Consider the following 18643-nt stretch of genomic DNA (forward strand, 5'->3'; position numbering starts at 1 on the left):
TAAAAAATTAGGTTTGATTAGGCTATCAAGGATTTAAATGAGATTTGACTATTTGTAGGTGGTAATAGTTCTAGAACTACTGGATAATCTGGAATATTTAAATTAAGTTTTTTGGGGTTATTTTGTTTTATTGGAGTAATTGAGTCACTAACTTGATAAAGATTAACTTGGTTAACTGGTGTGTTTATATTTATAGTAATTGGCTGTTCTGGTACGGCGCGATCGCTGTGTTTTTTGGAATTAAAACTTGTAACTTCTTGCCATAAAATTAGGTATAGTCTGCCATCGCGTTTTTGTAAAAGTGTGTGATGGATATTTTTAGTATTTCCAGTAAGGTTATAGTCTAAAGATTTAAGTGGGAAGCTTTCGCCTGGATCTTTTAGTAAGGCGATCAGGTTTTTTAGGGTGATAAAAGCAGGTTTTGGCGAACCATCGTTGCGGAGGATACCAAAGTTTGCTTCGCGATCCTTCGGTTTGGTTCTTTGATCTATAAATTCATAAGCAAATGTACGCACAATTCCACGATTGAAGTATTCGAGGAAAAGTCTAGGTAAATACTTAGCATGTGCTGTTTCTGTAAGTGGGCGATCGGAGTGTTTGTTACCAGTGTGATAACCCGCTTCTGTAGCAACTAGTGGCTGCCCGTCAAAAGGTCGCGAACGGTTACTAATTTCTTTGTCAATATTGTCATTTCCTGTTTTGTGAGGGTAGTTATACGGGTGCATATTGCCATAGTCAACCCATTGAGTCAGCTTGCCAATTGCTGTACTGGCGTCTCTATCGACAAATGAAGGACCAACAATAGGTAAATGATTAGTAGCTGGATCATTTTTGACTTGATTGTGCAGTTGTTCCATATACTGACGCAGTTCGGGTATCCACTGTTGACGCTTTTTACCAATGTCGTATTCGTTAGGTCCTTCTACAGCTTCTATGGAATTATCGAGTTGGCGTGCGATCGCTATTACTTGTTGCGGACTTACCCACCCAATACCTGCAATCAAAGTTGAGTGAATTCCAATATCTGCTAAATCTTGTAACTTCTGATAGTATTTTGGTCTTTTATCCACAAAACCATCACGGATATGACGTATCCCTAATTCTTGTAACCGAGGTCGAATAATTGATTTATATTTTCCATAAGCTGTATCAGTATATGTCAAATGTACATTAACACCAATCGAATCAACGAAAGTATCTGCACTGCGAGCTTGTTCTACTTGTTTTTGAGCAGATGGTGTCAATAAAGCAGTACAACTAATAATTAACACTGTGCTAAGCATTAGCATTACTAAATTTGTGTAACGTCTCCAATGAAGTAAGTTCATCATCTGAGTTAACCAAGGTGTTTGCGTAGTCTGACATCAACAGACATTAATAATTGATGAACGAAAACCTGTCACTCTACTTTTAAAAATAAGACTTTGCTCGATGTTGATAATACTGACGAGCCGCCATAGCTATACCGAGAAACCCCCAGAGAATCACGCCGGAAACTTCTAGCATGACGCTACCAAAAACTAACTGGATAAACACTCCAATACTAATTGCCCGAGCAGCACTGACAAAAGGATCAAAGCTTACAGCATGCAATGTTCCTAATATCAGTAAAAGCAACCCACCCCAATACAAACTAGTACCAATCCACCCCAACGAAAAGAGTGTATTGAGAATTGCACTATCAAGATGGTTTCCAGCACCTCCTAGCCCTTTACCAACAACCTCAGAAAACGCAATATTCATACTTTGCTCGTAACGTTCGGATCTTTCGTTATAACTAATGTCATTACTTGTATTAGAAAAAGTTTGAAAACGAGAATTTATTGCTTGATGAAAAGGCTCCATAGTTGTCAACGGTAAAACACATAACACCATAATTAAAATGGTCATAATCAAGCGTATTTGTATGCGTGGCTTAACCGAAGTGACAAAAATAAGAACTCCAGTAAACCAACCTAACCAAGCAGCGCGAGTTAATGATAATAAGAATGATAAGTAACCAACTGCAGAAGCTGGAAAACGCAAAATTCCTGGCGTATTAAATAGTAATAATAAAGCTGCCATCATTACAATTGCGAATGGTCCATTAGCATTCATTGTGCTAAATACCCGAATAGCTAAAGGTTCAGGTTGTCCAAAGGTAATTAATCCTTGATTAGCCATATTGACAAGCCAAAACCGATCCCAATCAGGAGCAACTAAGTATTGCCAAACTCCATAAGCTCCTATAACTAACGCTCCCCAAAGAAAAGTGCGCTCAATAATCTGTCGATAGTCTGGATAATCTTGCCAGTTTACAAATAAGTGAAAGCCAAAAAGAACAGGAGTAAGCCAATTAAGAAGTGAGACAATAACAGTAGCAATTGGTAAATTAATCAGTCCTACCAAAAAACCATACAATATACCCATAACGGCAAGCACAAAAGGCAAGCCAGTCTGGCGATAAACTAAAGGAAAATATCGTAGAAATGTTATGACAGTTATGAACGTCACTAAATAAGGAGCAAGCAATACTGTACTAGGATCTTGCCAACCATTTTGATAATCTACTAAACGGCGTACCCAAGGTGTTAGAAACCATATCCAAAATGTAAAACCAATATAAATTCCAGGGTGGCGCAAATAAAGAAAAAGACCTACAGCAAAAGAACTTGCAGGAAAAAGTAGCCTAAGAATGTTGCTAGCATGAAGTACTATACACAGTGCACTAAACAGCACGAATCCTAAAATTGCGATCCAAGCTTGTGCTGGTTGCACGCTTAGGTCAAAGCTTTTCATTTGAGAATTACTAGAATGCATTTATGTATAGTTGACTCAATAATTATTGTGGCTTACAGTTACATATTTTTTATGCAACAAGCTACAAACCTGTATGTTTGTAATTATTTCGCTGCCAGTATATTTCATAAAGCTTGATCTCTTTTAAGACAATATAATAGCTCCATAAGCTAGCAACAAATAAGCCAATTAATCCTTGCTTCCACATACCATGCCATAAATACATTTGTAAAAACTTCCCATGTGGTTTTAATAAAAGTCGTACTAAGCTAAACTTTTGACCTTCAAGATAAGCTTTTTGAGAATCTAAATCTGTATATTTATTAAATCTCTCTACTAGTTCTCCGATATTACGAAATCCAAAATGCCAAACAATGCCTGGTAAATGAATAACTCGTGCATCTTTTACATCTGGCTGTTCATGCACTAAAACATCTTTGATTTGAAAAACTGTTTTATTGTATAATCTGATATGAGTTTCCGGTTTGCTGTCTAGCCATTTACCCAAAAAATCACCTATTCTGTTGATTGAAAAAGCATCAGCTTCTAAGTTCGTTTGATTTTTCCAGATTAAAAGTAATTGAATTAATTGTTGATCGACAACTTCATCTGCATCAATAAAAAATATCCAGTTATGTTCAGCGTTTTCTGCTCCAAAATTGCGTTGTTTTGCATAACCAGGCCAAGAATTTGAGTAAACATGACAACCTAGATCTTGGGCAATCTGTATTGTATTGTCTTGACTTCCTCCATCAACGACAATGATCTCATCTGCAAAAGAAAGACAAGATTTAATTGCATTAGCAATACAATCTTCTTCATTTTGAGCAATGATAACTGCTGAAATCTGATGTAAAGATGTAGATGATGCAGTTTTGATTTTTGTGTTTACCATGACTTATATCTAAGCATTTTTTGCATTGTTTGATAAGTTTGTGAACTGAACCAATGATGAATTACAAGCAGCAAGCTTAAGCGGATACAGTTTTTGAGATAACGTAGTTGAGGGTAGTTTGTAATAGCCTGCTGACGGAGTTCAGATGCTCTAGTGTAATTTTTACAATAAAAAGCTTTCCAGGCTACATGAAGATAGGCGCGACCATATGCTTTATTTTTTAGATATAGAAGTTCTGGAGTAACAGACTGAAACGATTTTTCGATTATCTGGCAAAGGCTTAGCAATAATTTCTCATAATTTTTAGACTTATTATGAGGGTGTTCTCGATAGTAAACTAAAGGTTCTTTGACTATGGCAAAAGAATAACGGGAAGCAATACGAATCCACATATCCCAATCTTCAGCAAAACGTATATTTTGATCAAATGTTCCGACATTAAAACAACAATGGCGAACCATCGCTGTACTTCCACAGCGAACTGGATTATATTCAATAACCTGCTTCCACACGTCGCCTTCTCCATTGGTAGTCATGACTTTACCTGTAGGTTTACCTTGTTTGTCAACAAAGGCTATCCAGGTATGCACTAATCCAACGGATGGATTTTCATCCAAGCACTTTACTTGCTTTGCTAATTTGGTTGCTTCCCACAAATCGTCAGAATCTAAAAAAGCGATATATTCTCCCTGAGAACTAGCAATTCCAGTATTGCGTGCCCCAGCTGCACCTTTGTTTTCTTGAGAAATCAATTTCACTCGCGGATCAGTTAATCGAGAAACCCACTCAGCAGTTTTATCTGAACTACCGTCATCAACAATTAGCACCTCAAAGTCAGTGAAAGTCTGCTTTAAAACACTCTCTACAGTTTCTGGTAGATAAGTCATCGCATTATACGCTGGGATAATAACGGAAACTTTAGACATAGAACTAACTCGATTAAGTTAAAAAATAAAATTATTGGTGATTAAATGACTAAGTTTCGTAATCTTTAGTTATTACATATAAAAGCTACTCTTATCTTTTAGGAGTACCTCCTAATTGCACTCTTATTCTTTCAAAAGAATCGAAGTAGTGTACAATCATTGCAATCGTAAAAACTTTAATTTTTTGCTCATTATCTTTTAAGTTTTTGTTGAAATACGATTTATGTACCGCTGATCTAAGAGGAGGTCTTAAACTAGATAACATATTAACGAGTAGTTTGATTAGCAAAGGTATTGAAGTGTTATCTTTATTTAACTGATTTAGTTGATAAATACCGCCACTTCGCCTAGCAACTTTTTTATACAGTTGTTCTAATGAACTTCTAGCTGGATGCAGAACTTTACTATCATCAGCATAGAATAACGAATAGCCGTAACTATATACTCGTCTTCCCCACTCTACATCTCCACCAGATTTTAACTTGGAGTCAAAAACACCTACTTGCTTAAGGATTTTTTCAGTAGTAAATAGATTAGCTGTAGCTCCGTATTTTTCTTGTTCAACGTATCTTTTCTGTTGAAGAAATGTCACACTATCATAAAGCTCTACAGCAGTTGGACGATTTGGATTTTTGAAGAAAATTTCTATCTTTCCAGCAACTAAGCCACAGTTTGGTATAGATAAAAGATGATTAACTCCTGTTTCAAGCCAATTCTGAGTAGGTATACAATCTGAATCCGTAAAAGCTATTATCTCTCCTTTTGCAATTGAAATTCCTTTGTTTCGAGCAGCATAAGAACCTGGTTGACTTTCGTAGGTAGCAAATGTTTGCCCAAATGTCTCAACAACTTTCTTGATGCTTTCATCAGATCCATTATCTATTACGATAACCTCATACAGATTTTTAGGGTAAGTCTGGTTCTCTAAAGCTTCTAAACAAGTTTTTAAACGTTGATTATCATTGAAAACCGGAATGATTACAGAAACAAATGGATCTGAGATGTTACTCATTAGCTTTTATTTTTTATCTGTTATTTGTAATAAAACCGTAATTATGCAACCTACAATAAACTTTTCTTGCTAATCTAAACGTTATTTTAAAGCTAATTTAAATCTTTTAATCTTAATAAAAAAATACAGAAAAATAAGTTTCTCAAGTTAGTTTGTTTACTAGCTAAGTATTGCTTTCATGTGTTTTTCCTATATCTTATTAACTGTCTATGAAGTAACTCTTTCATGTCGTCTATCATGTTGAAAAAGGTATATTTTAAAGAAGCACTATGAGCTGAAGCTATAGATGAAGCGAGCCAATGTAAAATATAGTTTTTACTAATATATTGGCTGGCAAAATCTGCATGAATTTCTGCATGAATACGTTGCAGAGGAACTATGCTAAACTGCTTTTCAATTAAAGGATAAAGCTTATTGACGCGATCAAAACGATGCTTTTTCCTGTTTTCAAGGTTCTTAGCGTTAGTTAATTGTTCACTACTATGTTTGCGTTTAATAGCAAGTGGTATCTCTGTAAAGATAGGTTGATATCCAGAAATTATACACCGCTCATACAAAGCAGCATCTTCACCTATTCTAATTGTTTCATCAAATAATCCAACTTCATCAAATGCTTTTCGAGGAATGACAACAGAAGAAGGAGTATATATGAAACTTGCAACGAGGAAGTGATGTATAAGAGAAGTATATTTTTCTAGGTTAGGTTTCTGAACAAAAATTTGCTTTTGATTTTTTGTTGTGTTCCATACAACTAGGTCGCTAATACAAAAGCATCTTGTTTTGCCTTCCAAGGCAGTAACTTGAGTTTTTAGATAGTTTTTCTCCCAAAGATCGTCAGAATCAAGAAAGGCAATGTACTTGCCTTTTGCTTCTAATAAAGCCTTATTTCTAGCTGCATAAGCACCGACATTCTGTTGGAGGCTAATTAGGCGAACTTTTGGATACTTCTTGCTAATAATTTCTGATGTTCTATCTTGAGAATTGTCATCAATAACAATAATCTCAACAGTACCGTCAAAGTCTTGCAAAAACACACTTGCTAAGGCATCCTCTAGCATGGAAATTCTATTGTGTGTGGGAATTATAACTGATACATCAACAGCTTGATTGTAATATTCTTGAAGTAAGTTTTGTGTTAACATAGCCATGTTTTTATTCGTAAAACGTGCTGTTTTTATTTAATTATGTAATGGAAGATTTTATATTATTTTTATTTCGTCTAATCACCCTTAATCCTTTTTAAAAGGTACTTAAGACTAAGTATTTTTGATGAATTACTATTAGTTAGTAAAATAAGCTATGTTTGAGCTATGGTAAGCTCACCAGAGCTAGCTTCTCTTTGTTTATAAAAATTTAGCAACAGATTAGGCTGAAAATAGGTAATGATACTACCTATGGTGTAAAGTAATTCAAAATAAACTGCAATCGGAACAGTTAAAGGTAGTGAAAATATTCTACGTGGGTCTTCCTGTAAAACTGCTACCATCTGAGCTTTTTTGAAAAATTTTGCTTGCCAGAGTGTACGAATAACAGCACAATTTTTTTGCGATCGCGTGAGTTGATAACTATTTGTAAGCTGAGAAATGTTATTCAAATCAGTACTATTTGTTAAACTCAGTTTGAGCGGCTCTCTTAAAGCTCGATCTCTATCTCTGAGTAAATAGCACCAGCTCATAAAAGACATCGTCGATGGCTCGTGGTTAGCCTGTGCTTGAGAATGTTTTAATATGTTGTAACCCTGACTATGCAAATAATGAATATAAATCTGACAGTTACTGCGATACAGTGGTAAATCTACAGGGATGGAATGTTGTAAGAGAAAATGACGGCGAAAAGCTACGCTGTTTAGATAGTATCCTTGGGATATATATGCTTGCTCTTGGTAGGAAAACCGAGGAAAAAAGTAGCGTATAGCTATAGCAAGCTTATAAGGATTTCTAACTAGTATACTTATTTCTTTGGCGACAATGTTAATACCTAAACTTTGTGAGAACGCAGTAAGAATGTTTTTTAACCAACTTGAAGCATAAACACAGTCCGAATCGCAAAAAACAATTCTCCCTGTAGCTAGGGTAGTACCTATCATTTTTGCTTCATGGTAGCCAATTCCTGGTATTTGTTTAATACTAATCCAGGGATATTTTGTGCTAATCTGTTCAGTTACCTTTTGGGATGCGTAGCCACCAACCATAATTAGAAACTCGTTTGCTAAAGTAATTGGAATATTTTGTTTTTCCAGAGAAGCTAAGGTAAATATTTTCTAGTTCAACACTTGAGAGGTTTTCTGTCTCAAATACGATTGAACAACTTGGAACTTCTGCTTCAAATTTCATTTGATCCACTTGAGTCAGGTATAGAAGGCTAAATAGATTCACTCAGTAAAGCCTTCTAGTAATGGAATTTTACACTGCTGATACGAGAACAAGTACAGCAACAAAATTCAATTATTTACAAGCAAGTTCTCTACATCAGCCCACATTTGTTGACTTGAGACCTTTTGTTGTTTAGCTGCTTGAGCTATTGCCTCAATTACTTGCGTTCTCGTAGGTTCATAAATAATTGCATCAAGTTTACTAAGATTTTCATCAATATTATTTTCAAGATTGATGAGTAAGTCTGAGCAATTGTAGGTTTTAAAGAGCATTTTGTACTTGTGGCTCCAACCTGTTCCTACACAAGGTACTCCTTGAGAAAGTGCACTAATTAAACCGTGAAAGCGCGAGCTGATAACGAGGTAACATTTACCTAAAATACCTTTTATGTATAGTGGATTATCTTCTTTAATGACAGGAACTGTTCGGCTAACTTGGGCTTGTAGCTGTGAGCCTAATTCAAAGTCAGTTAGCTGGTGAAGGAGTATAAATGGTTCAAGCCCTTTGTCTAGTAAGTACTCAATGCTTGAAGTCAAGAAGGAAAAATACGATCGGCTCAATTCAGGGGAAGTTTTGTCAGTCATGCGAATATTGGGAATTATACATGGCTTACCAATCAAATCTTTTATATAGCTTGGCTCTATTCCTTGAACTAAATTCGTAAAATCTGGTGCAATTTTTACCTGCTCCATTGGAACTGATAACTGACTTATACACTCGTAAGATACTTCGTCTCTAGCGAAAACTAAATCTACATTATTAAGCAGTTGACTAAATGCGTCTTGAATTCTTTTACTCGTAAATGGACCAAAAGCTTGGGGTAAAAGAACAATCTTCTTACCTTGACTTTTCCAGCGCGAGTAAATATCTGCCATATGTTCCGTTTTTCCAGCTCCCCATTGATCGCTATAGGCAAACCCAGAAGCATCTAGTACAGCGTCAACTTCTGATTCTAAAGTAATGCCATACTTTTTCCGTACTGTTTTTGGAATTAAATTGGCTGCTAATTTTTGCGATTTTCGAGTGGGAAGGTAGTTGATCGTAACTTGCTTACCTTGTTCAAGACTGCCGAGTTTTACATTTGTAGAAAGGGTGTTGCTTCTATCCCAATCCTGGATTTTTTGTTTGACAGAGTACAACATTAATTCGGCACCTTTGTTGTTAGAATTGACCCCATATATAGTAAAGTTCATAACTCGTTATATCTCCGAATTTGGTGTAAAGGTTTCTTCTGGGAATAAGGAACCATGCCATCTGGATCGGGATAACCGACAGAAATTAACATAATTACCCGTTCATCAGGTTCCAAATTGAGTAGCGTTGCCATTTGACTTTCTTGCGGTTCCATCTCTGGCCAATTGATAGGACATGAACTTAACCCCAAGGTTTCTAAGGCATACATGAACGACATTGATGCAAGCGCACCATCAATGTAGATGACATGGCGATCGCGTTCGCTAAAGTACGCTCGTAATTTACCGACGACAACCACAATTGCTGGAAAGTTGTGATTGAAGCCTTTAGTACCCATAGGTACTGAGGAAACTTTTTGTACTAGTTCGGGTTCATCAAAGATCCGAAATTCAAAAGGCTGACGATTGCAAGCGCTAGGAGAAAGATTTGCTGCGGCGATCGCCTGATCGAACAAATCCCTAAGTACTGGCTTTTGCAAATACCAGCGCACTGAACGGCGTCGATAGCATAACCCTAGAAATTGGTCGTAGCTTACAGAAGATGGATTGCTTAAATCTCGCTTATAGGGAACTAAAGGGTTATTGCTACAGAGTGGCTCGAGACGAAAGAATTTTTCTCTGGCTTGGTCAATGGTAGGTTCAGAAGCAACAACGCTGAAATACTGCTGCAAAACATCATGCGCCCACTGCAATTCATCAGTAAAAGACCAGTTCTGCCTTACTAGTAAAGCATTTTTATAGCTTTCAACTGTTTCCACAATGTATTCGGTTGCAAAAGTATCTCGTCGAGGTTGCATAATCAGACCCTTTTCGAGACGGTGGATATTGCGTCTGAGCAAATAATTACTGTCTTGCGCTAACTTTAAATTCTCGGCATACTTCAATTTGCCGTGGATAACTCCGTGGTGTTCTCTGCGAAATGCAGGTGAAGTAAAGGCATAGTAAAGCGAACTCAGCAGTGGAGAGCGAATGCAAAGTTGTAGAACTAGCTCATCGCAGAAATTGCGAAATTTAAGAACTAGCCTATTCATAGAACTATGAAGTTGTTTCAACTTGATGATTCCAACTTCAGGAATCTGAGATTTGACTGCGCGTTTAGCTAGGCTGACCATATTTTTATAGAAAAGAGATTTTCTTGGCTTCGCTCTTCTTTGCAAAATAAAGAGGTAAACTTGAGTATTAACTTGCTCGCGCTAATTCATGCTGCATTTGGTGATATTTCCACAGCTTGCCGCGCTGTTCTAATAACTCCTGATATCCACCTTGTTCGACAATCCGTCCTTGTTCAATTACAACGACTTTATCAGCTCGAATGATAGTAGATAATCGATGCGCGATCGCAATGACGGTTCGCCCCACAGCAAGTTTTTCTAATGATTCTTGAATCAGGTGTTCGGATACTGAATCTAAGGCACTTGTTGCTTCATCGAGAATGAGAATATCAGGATTGCGTAATAAAGCCCTTGCAATCGCAATTCGCTGACGTTGACCTCCTGATAAGCGGACGCCGCGATCGCCTAGTTGAGTATCAAAGCCTTCAGGCATTTGTTGAATAAATTCTAAGGCGTTTGCTAGTTTTGCGGCTTCCCAAATAGCCGCTTCATCTGTATCTAATCCATAAGCAATGTTGTTGCGTACTGAAGTATTGAAAATGAAAGTGTCCTGACTAACAACCGCCATCTTCCGTCGCACCGAATTGATATCAAACTTACAAAGATCAACTCCATCAATGAAAACATTACCTTGCGTTGGATCGTAGAAGCGGGGAATCAGATCTACGAGTGTTGATTTACCTGCACCAGAAGCACCAACGAGTGCAGTTGTTTGCCCTTGCTTGATGGTTAACGTGACATTATTTAAGACTAAATGATCGCGATCGTAGCCAAAGTCTACTGAGACAAATTCAATTGCTTTTTGCAATCCGGAAAATTGTTTTGTACCGTTGAGAAGATAAGGTTTATCGTCCGTTCTGAGCACTTGATTAATATTCTCGATTGCACCGCGAAAACTATTCAAACGAGCGCTATTGCAGTTGATTTCATGAATTGCTGGAACTAAACGAAATAAAACAAACAAAAATGTCAGTAATGAGGCAACTTCTAGTGTTCCATTCGCAACAAATATAGTAATCGCTACTATAATCATTAATACTAAAACTGTGGTAGCAGCACCTTCAGCAAGAGGTCGAACGAGTGCCAATCCCATGACCGACGCAATCGTCGCTTTCTCAACACGATCGCTTGCTTGGTAGAAGCGTTTTCGCTCAAAATCTTGGGTTGCAAAGGCTTGTACAGTACGAATACCATTAATCAATTCAACAGCGATCGCAGTAAATGCACCATTAGCTTTCGATACGGCAAAACTTGCTTCGCGTACTCGTTTACTAAGAGTAGAAAGTCCTACTGCTAATAATGTAAATAAAAGAATGGCAATAACTGTTAGTACCCAAGATATCCGAAACAAAATGAGCGCATAAACTGCTAGTGTTAAACTTTTAGTGATGTTAAAAGCTACCAAAGAAAAAGCTTGTTTGAGGCTTTTAATTTCGCCTGTAATGCTGTTAATTAATTCTCCTGAATTAGTTGAATTAAAATACTTTAAGCTCACCGATCGCAATTGCTCAAAAATTTGCTTCTTTAAGCAAGCCATTAACTTACTTTGAACAACTTCTATATAAACCTGTGTCAGGTAGTTAAATACTGCCCTAATCCAAGTTGCAGTTAAAATCAGTGCAGAAATTCGATACAACCGACTCAGTTCTGAAGTATCTATTCCTAAAACCCAAACATCAAACCAATAAACTCCTGTTTGAAATGGCGTACCACTTGGTTCTACTAAACTTTGTAAAAACGCAAGTAGAAAACCGATACCGAAGCCTTCAAAAGCTGCTGCTAACAAAGCAAATACAATGGCTAAAATGACAGATGTAGGAAAATACTGTAACTCGCGTAAGATTAAGTAGTTTTCTTGCCAAAAGTGAGTACTTTTAAGCAAACCCATAAAAGGTAGAAATTTGTAACGCATGATTGGATTTAAAAATAGCGCAGTAGACTAAAATGCACCAAAACCAGACAAAACTTTAGGAAAAGTTTGTAGTAGAATCATCAGATCTCTACCTAAAGACCAGTTGTGCAGGTAGTCTAAATCCAAATTGTTAACGGCATTGATATCAAGCAAAGTTGATCTTGCTTGTACTTGCCAAGCGCCTGTAATTCCTGGAAGTGCATTTAATCGTTTTTTACCTTCTGCACTTAATCGCATTGCATCATACAAAGCCCAAGGACGCGGACCTACAAGACTCATTTCACCGCGTAAGACATTAAATAACTGTGGCAACTCATCGAGACTGTATTTGCGCATCCATGCGCCTACGGGTGTTAACCGAGGATCGTCTACGAGTTTATGCAAGCCGTTTTGGTTAGCCATTAACTGATGGTGAAGTTTTTCCGCATCGGCAACCATAGTGCGGAATTTATAAATCCGAAACAACTTACCTCGTTCGCCGACACGCCACTGTTGGAAAAAAATTGGACCTGGAGAAGACAAATAAACTAGCAGTGATAAAAATCCCATCAATGGCATGAGCAACAGTATTAAGACGATCGCCGCAAGCCAATCACTGCAACGCTTGAAAAACCAATTGAATGATTTGCGTTTTTTTGCGATTGATTCTGCAGCAGGGAGTTTGAGATAAACTGATTTGTTTGCTTGGTGACTCGCGTCCGCCCATAACTGAATTTGTACCTCACTCAAGTTATGATCGAGACGAATAAGTTGAATTGGAGAGCGTTGCAAACACTCTACTAATCGTTGCTGATTGTCCAACGAAGGCATATAGGGTTGTTTAAATTGAGGGAACAGTTTAACTAAGAGTTTTCGCTGTCGCCAAATTAGATTGCACGGTGATACGCCATTGTCCTGTTGATTTTGAAGAACGGGAAAATCTGATTCTATTGCGATCGCATTAAAGCTACTCATCTTGTGCCTCATTTCCTACAATCGTGATTTAGTGATTAACTTTCAACAGCAGCTAAGTGATTCAGTAAAAATCGGCTACGTGGTGATTCAGCGTAAGTACTGCTATACCGAGGGCTATTAGCTACTGCATTGGCAATAACTCCAAATACATTTGTGCGACTCAACATTTCTGTGACTTGGGTAATTTCTGTACGAGTGACCCGATCAATACGCGCTACTAAAATTGCACCACTGCAAAAAGATGCTGTTTGGATTGCATCTACCCTACCGAGAACAGGAGGAGTATCAAGTAGCACCAGATCGTACTCTTCCTCGAAAGCAAGCATCATTTCCTTCATTCTTGAGGAACTTAGTAGCTGCACAGGATCTACTGGCGTAGGACCTGAAGTCAACACATCAATCTGTGCGCCAAAAAGTTGAATGCGTCTTTGACAAGGTAAAGCGCGATCGCTTGTCAGTAAAGTTGATAGTCCTTGGTCATTCGACAGTTCTAATTGCTTGTGTAAACTAGGACGACGCAGATCTGTATCAATCAGCAATACTTTTTGGTGCAAACGCGCTGCGGCGATCGCCAAACCTAAAGCTAAAGTTGTCTTACCTTCGCCAGCAAGGGCTGAAGTAACGGCTAACGATTTTACTGGAAATGCCGTCAGCAATCTAATATTTTTGTAAATCAGATCCAGCGCATCGCGAAACGATTGCAAACAGAGCATAGGAAGGACTTGTGTTTGCTGCTTATTTAACTTAATAAGTCCATTCGGTTTTGCTGGTGGTAACTCTGGAATTAAACCTAAAAGAGGTAGTGCTACTTGCTTTTTCAACTCATCTGAAGAGTGAACTGCATCATCAACTGCTTCACGGATAAACGTAGCAAAACAACCTAAAGTCAGCCCGACAACGACTCCTAATAACAGATTCCGCTTAATACTCGGACTAATTTGCTCGCCTATGCCTGGTTGCTCGACAACTTGCCAGTCAAAACCACCTCTTGCGAGTTGCAAACCTAACTCCTGACGTGCAGTCATGAGTTGTTGGAGTGTTTCTCGATTAACTGATACTTCTGGTAAGAGACGATTGTACTGTGCAAGCAGAGTAGGAAATTTTTGTATTTCTGCGCTTAAGTGCTGCTCTGCATTTGCTAAACTCTGCGCATTTGCTTGAAGACTAACTAAGTTTGTCTGCGCTTCAACCAACTCTCCTGCTAGATTGATATCTAATTGACCTTGCTCTCCTGCAGTTGTTGTATCTTCTTCACTGGCGATCGCATTTTCTCCCACAACTGTTTGCATCTCCTGTTGTAAAAGCTCACGCTGGGTATCGCGCTGAGACAGCAAAAGTTCAACTTGGGGGGAAGAATCAGTGTAGCGTAAGCGTTGCTGCGCTAAGGCGAGTTCTGTTTTCTGAATTTCATTGAGTAAGTTTTGATAACGTTGCGATTGACTTAAACGCGAGGAAACTAGTGCATTTCGCGGCGTACTAGCAAGCTGTTGCTGTAAATTATGCAAACGCGATTGAGTTTGCACAATTTGATTTCTATTTGTGCGTTGTTCTTGTTTAACATTATTTAAAGCATCTGTAAGTGCTTTTGCTTGTAACTCTGGATCGATGAGATTATTGCTTTCACGAAATAGTTCTAAAGCATTTTCAGCTTGGTTAACTCTATCTTTAATGACAGGTAGCTGCTCATTGATAAAAGTCAAACCCTTTGCTAAGCGTAACTTCTGCTGTTCTAAGTTGTAATCTTGATAAACTTGCTGCATTGCGTTGAGAACATTTTGAGTTCTCTGTGGGTCGTTATCTGTGTAGAGAACTTCAACAATTTTTGTCCTAACTTTTTTACCAGTTCCATCTTGCCCTTGCACAGGTGATAGTGTTAGAGATTTTCTCAGTGACTTGATATCTATATCAGGATACTCAGGCTGTAATAAAGAAACTGCTCTTTGTAAAAGTATTGAACTACTCATCAAGTTGATTTGAGTTGCAATATCTACCTCAACATTAGAGTCAGCAAATTCGCTTTCTGTCGTTTTTCTTTGTCCTTGGTCAGTTTTTCCTTGATAGTTAGGCTCAACTAAAAGCTGCATCGAACTTTTATAGGTTGGCTTTGTAATTAGTGTGAGAATAGTTGCAATCGACAGAACTCCAAACAGCACAGACAATAACAAAAAGCGCCTACGTATTAAAACTGATAAAAGCTGTCCGTAACCTGCCTCCTGTTCCGTAGCCATCGCTAAACTGTCTTTATTCATTGGTATTCTCACCAACTGTAAAATCAAACATTTGATATCGCTATTGGTTCTGGCTGATCAAAAACTTGCTCAATTAATTGTTCAACTTTGCTAAAAAATACTTCTTCGGAAAAATTATTGATTGCATGATCGCGAATTTTCAAATAATTCCAAGGAATTTGTTTGGCATCTAACAACGCAGTTTGTAAAGCTTCAGGTGTTTGTCGCTGAAAAAAGACTCCTGTTTTGCCAGGTATTTGTGTATCAAGCACACCTCCTGCACCATACGCAATGACGGGCGTCCCACTTGTGTTTGCTTCTATTGGAACTAATCCATAATCTTCTAATGCTGCAACAATCACAGATGTTGCTTTTGACATTAAAAAAGCACGCTCTTTATCACTAACATGACCTAAAAATCGAATATTTTTTAAAGCTCGTGACTCTAAACGTTCTCTTTCTGGTCCATTTCCTAATATGACTAAAGACCATCCCAGCCAGTTAAAAGCTTCAATAATAACATCGATACGTTTGTAGCTAATTAAGCGAGCTGACGCTAGATAAAAATCGTCTTTTTCTCGAGAAAACTGAAATTGAGTAACATCAATTGGGTAATTAATAACTAGTGCTGGTTTTCGATACGTTTGTTGAATACGGCGGGCAACAATTTGGGAGTTTGCTACATAGTAATCAGGCTCTTGCGAATACTTTAAGTCTACTTGCCGCATAGCTCCAAAGATTTTTTCAAGTACCGGATAAAGATATTGATAATCGCGGTATTCTCTGAGGTAAGTTGCGGTATCCCATAAAAACCGAGTTATATTGTGGCAAAAACAAATATGCTTCGCTCCAATTCTTTTACGAACAGCTTTAGCAAAGCTGCTACTACTACTAATAATTAGATCGTAGTCTTGCAAGTCTAAAGTGCGAAAAGCTGGGAAGTAGAGTGGAGCCATTAATCTGAAATACTTTTTTGCCCCTGGAATATTTTGTAACCCAGTTGTATAAACGATTCTTTCACCTAAATCGATTGTGTTCTTGGCATCATATAACGATGTAAAAACATCAGCATCAGGATAGCGCCTACACAGTAATTCAAAGACACGTTCCGCTCCTCCTTTTTGCGTTAAGTAATCGTGAACTAGAGCAATCTTCATAATTGATGCACTTATTCCTTATCGAATAGAAAAGTGAAACGCCCTATGTACGCAAACTGACCCAAATACTAAAGGCAAAGTTGATCGCGAACCAGATTAGGTATTTGTTCTGTTTTGTTCTGCTTTAGATGCCAGTTTACACGCTGTCACTTTTTTTACAATTTAAAACATCGTAAAAACATCGTAAAAAATATCGTAAAAATATCGTAGGTGTACTGAGAATGTAAGACATGTGAATCTTATATGCATCTAATTTTTTTTGAAATGCACAGTCGCAGCCTAGCAACTTTCTTCGAGGCTGAAGTAAATCTATTAATCGTAACTTAGGACGCTTTGACTAACTCGATTACGTCAGGCTTGCGATGCTTAATAGACTCAGCCATATACTCTTTAATTACCACTGGCTGGGTTAAGCAGAAAGAGTCAATTTCAATCAATGCCTTGTGTTGTAAAGATTGCAGGGCTTCAAGTATTTCTCGGCGTGAAAATTGTAGTGAATCTGGACATTCCCATAAGAGAGACCAATCATCATTAGTAGAGAGCCAATACATCAAAAGTTTTTCTGCGATTGACAAGCGGTTGAACTGCTGCTCGATCGCATCCCAAATATCTCCGAAAACGAAAGTCTTTTGAGATAGGAATCTAGACACATCTCCACCAAATAGAGATTGAATTGATACTGCAACAGATCTTAGAAACAAGGGATTTCCATCATAGACATTGATAAGTTCACTACCTTCGTCTTTGGTGAAATTTAGATTTTTGGCTTTGAGAATTTGCTCAGCAGCTTGTTGCGACAAACCTTGAACATGTAGCGATCGCACAGGTAAGTATTCTGTTTCAACCGCTGAGATCCCGATAGGCTTTTCTTGAGTAACGATTATGACACAGCTTTGATGACGTTCAACCGCAACTCTTTGCAGAAATTGACCGTATCCTTCATAATCAGCAGCATAATGTCCAGATCTTTGTTTTTTTTGAAGTATGAACTCATAACTATCTAATACTAACAAGCAGCGGTACTCGCGTAAATATTGCATCAAACATGAAATCAAGCCCTGCAAAGATAGAGGCAAATTAACCTCTGGATGCGGACATAACCCTGCAATAATCTCTCTGAGCAAATCGTTGACTGTTTGAGTATTGTGTAGCGATCGCCAAATGATATGTCGAAACTCCTGTTGAACTTGTTCTGTAGCAATAGTAGCTAAAGTCGTTTTGCCGATTCCCCGTACGCCTAGTATCGTAATTAAACGACAGCGTTGTGATATCCACTGTTTTAAGGTTGCAACTTCAGCTTCACGCTCAAAAAAAGCGGAAATATCAAGTGCTTCTTTCCTATCTTTGCTGTGCAACGCGATTTCTGTTTGGTATGTGATAGGGATAGTTCCTGGTGTTTTTTCTGGTAAATATACTGAATCATTACTATTGAGTTTAGATGATTCGGTACTTAAAACATAATGCTTTAAGACATGTTGAATATTATTTTTAGTAATCTTCTGCTCAAATGCTGCTGATAGTAACTGCCATAGCCGATAACCAATATCTCTAATATAGGAAAATTGGTATCCAGAGTTTTTGGCAATTTCTTGGTAAGAATGTCCTTCCCAAGTTTGTTTGAACACCATTTCTTGGACTTCGCTCAAGTCCACCTTGAATTGATCTAAGATTTCTAGTGCCCTTTCTACAGATATGTTCATTAGTGATGCTCTAAATTTAATTTTTCAACGTTCTTAGAAAATTAAGAACCTTGTCCGCCACGACACCTCTTTGCATATAAGCTACTCAGCCGTCATGTTTTGAAACTTGATTGCCCTAGTTGATGGACTAATATTCCTTACTTAATGTATTTGAGATTACGAATACATTTTTATCGACACAGTTATGACATCACGATTTCTTTATGTACTCTCTCTGAAGATAGAAAAGCTATTAATTAACAAAATTTTTGCTTCAATGTCTTCTCAGTAAGCAAAACTAAACTTACTTGATTTCAAATCAATCGAGATAGCGCGATTAAGCTACTCCTTCTTAAACTGTGTCAGCAGTAACAAAGTAGATTATTGCAACTAAGAGTAGATATTTAATATTAGTATTTTTTCAT

Annotated in this window: 14 protein-coding genes; all 14 read right to left on the reverse strand. The window is 37.6% G+C overall.

From position 1 onward, the window contains the following. Positions 1-17: 17 nt before the first annotated feature. Positions 18-1289, reverse strand: coding sequence for a hypothetical protein (locus IQ230_RS10035; RefSeq protein ID WP_228054730.1), 1272 nt, complete (start codon positions 1287-1289; stop codon positions 18-20). Between the two features lie 121 nt (positions 1290-1410). After that, positions 1411-2778 carry a hypothetical protein gene (locus IQ230_RS10040; RefSeq protein WP_228054731.1) on the reverse strand — a complete coding sequence of 456 codons (1368 nt, stop codon included), beginning with the start codon at positions 2776-2778 and terminating at the stop codon, positions 1411-1413. An 82-nt stretch (positions 2779-2860) separates the two neighbouring features. Further along, on the reverse strand, positions 2861-3673 hold the full coding sequence (locus IQ230_RS10045) for a glycosyltransferase family 2 protein (RefSeq protein WP_193931864.1): 813 nt from the start codon (positions 3671-3673) through the stop codon (positions 2861-2863). Further along, a complete protein-coding gene (locus IQ230_RS10050) occupies positions 3667-4599 on the reverse strand; it encodes a glycosyltransferase family 2 protein (RefSeq protein WP_193931865.1) in 933 nt (310 codons plus the stop codon). The genes IQ230_RS10045 and IQ230_RS10050 overlap by 7 nt, the downstream gene beginning before the upstream one ends. A 91-nt stretch (positions 4600-4690) precedes the next feature. Next, a complete protein-coding gene (locus tag IQ230_RS10055) occupies positions 4691-5611 on the reverse strand; it encodes a glycosyltransferase (RefSeq protein WP_193931866.1) in 921 nt (306 codons plus the stop codon). A gap of 176 nt (positions 5612-5787) precedes the next feature. Beyond that, positions 5788-6759, reverse strand: coding sequence for a glycosyltransferase family 2 protein (locus IQ230_RS10060; RefSeq protein WP_193931867.1), 972 nt, complete (start codon positions 6757-6759; stop codon positions 5788-5790). Positions 6760-6908: 149 nt separating this feature from the next. Continuing rightward, positions 6909-7802, reverse strand: coding sequence for a glycosyltransferase family A protein (locus tag IQ230_RS10065; protein ID WP_339384071.1), 894 nt, complete (start codon positions 7800-7802; stop codon positions 6909-6911). 249 nt (positions 7803-8051) lie between these two features. Next, complete coding sequence (locus IQ230_RS10070; protein ID WP_193931868.1) at positions 8052-9176, reverse strand: polysaccharide pyruvyl transferase family protein; 1125 nt, start codon at positions 9174-9176, stop codon at positions 8052-8054. Next, positions 9173-10207 carry a nitroreductase family protein gene (locus IQ230_RS10075; RefSeq protein WP_228054732.1) on the reverse strand — a complete coding sequence of 345 codons (1035 nt, stop codon included), beginning with the start codon at positions 10205-10207 and terminating at the stop codon, positions 9173-9175. Before IQ230_RS10075 ends, IQ230_RS10070 begins: the two co-directional genes overlap by 4 nt. Positions 10208-10355: 148 nt before the next feature. After that, a complete protein-coding gene (hepA, locus tag IQ230_RS10080) occupies positions 10356-12200 on the reverse strand; it encodes a heterocyst formation ABC transporter subunit HepA (RefSeq protein WP_193931870.1) in 1845 nt (614 codons plus the stop codon). Between the two features lie 27 nt (positions 12201-12227). Further along, positions 12228-13154 carry a heterocyst development glycosyltransferase HepC gene (hepC, locus tag IQ230_RS10085; RefSeq protein WP_193931871.1) on the reverse strand — a complete coding sequence of 309 codons (927 nt, stop codon included), beginning with the start codon at positions 13152-13154 and terminating at the stop codon, positions 12228-12230. A gap of 35 nt (positions 13155-13189) precedes the next feature. Further along, on the reverse strand, positions 13190-15403 hold the full coding sequence (locus tag IQ230_RS10090; protein WP_228054733.1) for a GumC family protein: 2214 nt from the start codon (positions 15401-15403) through the stop codon (positions 13190-13192). 23 nt (positions 15404-15426) lie between these two features. Further along, the gene (locus IQ230_RS10095; RefSeq protein WP_193931872.1) at positions 15427-16539 is read right to left on the reverse strand and encodes a glycosyltransferase; all 1113 of its coding nucleotides are present in this window, start codon (positions 16537-16539) and stop codon (positions 15427-15429) included. A gap of 323 nt (positions 16540-16862) precedes the next feature. Further along, complete coding sequence (locus IQ230_RS10100; RefSeq protein WP_193931873.1) at positions 16863-18239, reverse strand: NB-ARC domain-containing protein; 1377 nt, start codon at positions 18237-18239, stop codon at positions 16863-16865. Between the last annotated feature and the right edge of the window lie 404 nt (positions 18240-18643).

The organism is Gloeocapsopsis crepidinum LEGE 06123 (assembly GCF_015207655.1).
GTDB classification, from domain to species: Bacteria; Cyanobacteriota; Cyanobacteriia; order Cyanobacteriales; family Chroococcidiopsidaceae; genus Gloeocapsopsis; species Gloeocapsopsis crepidinum.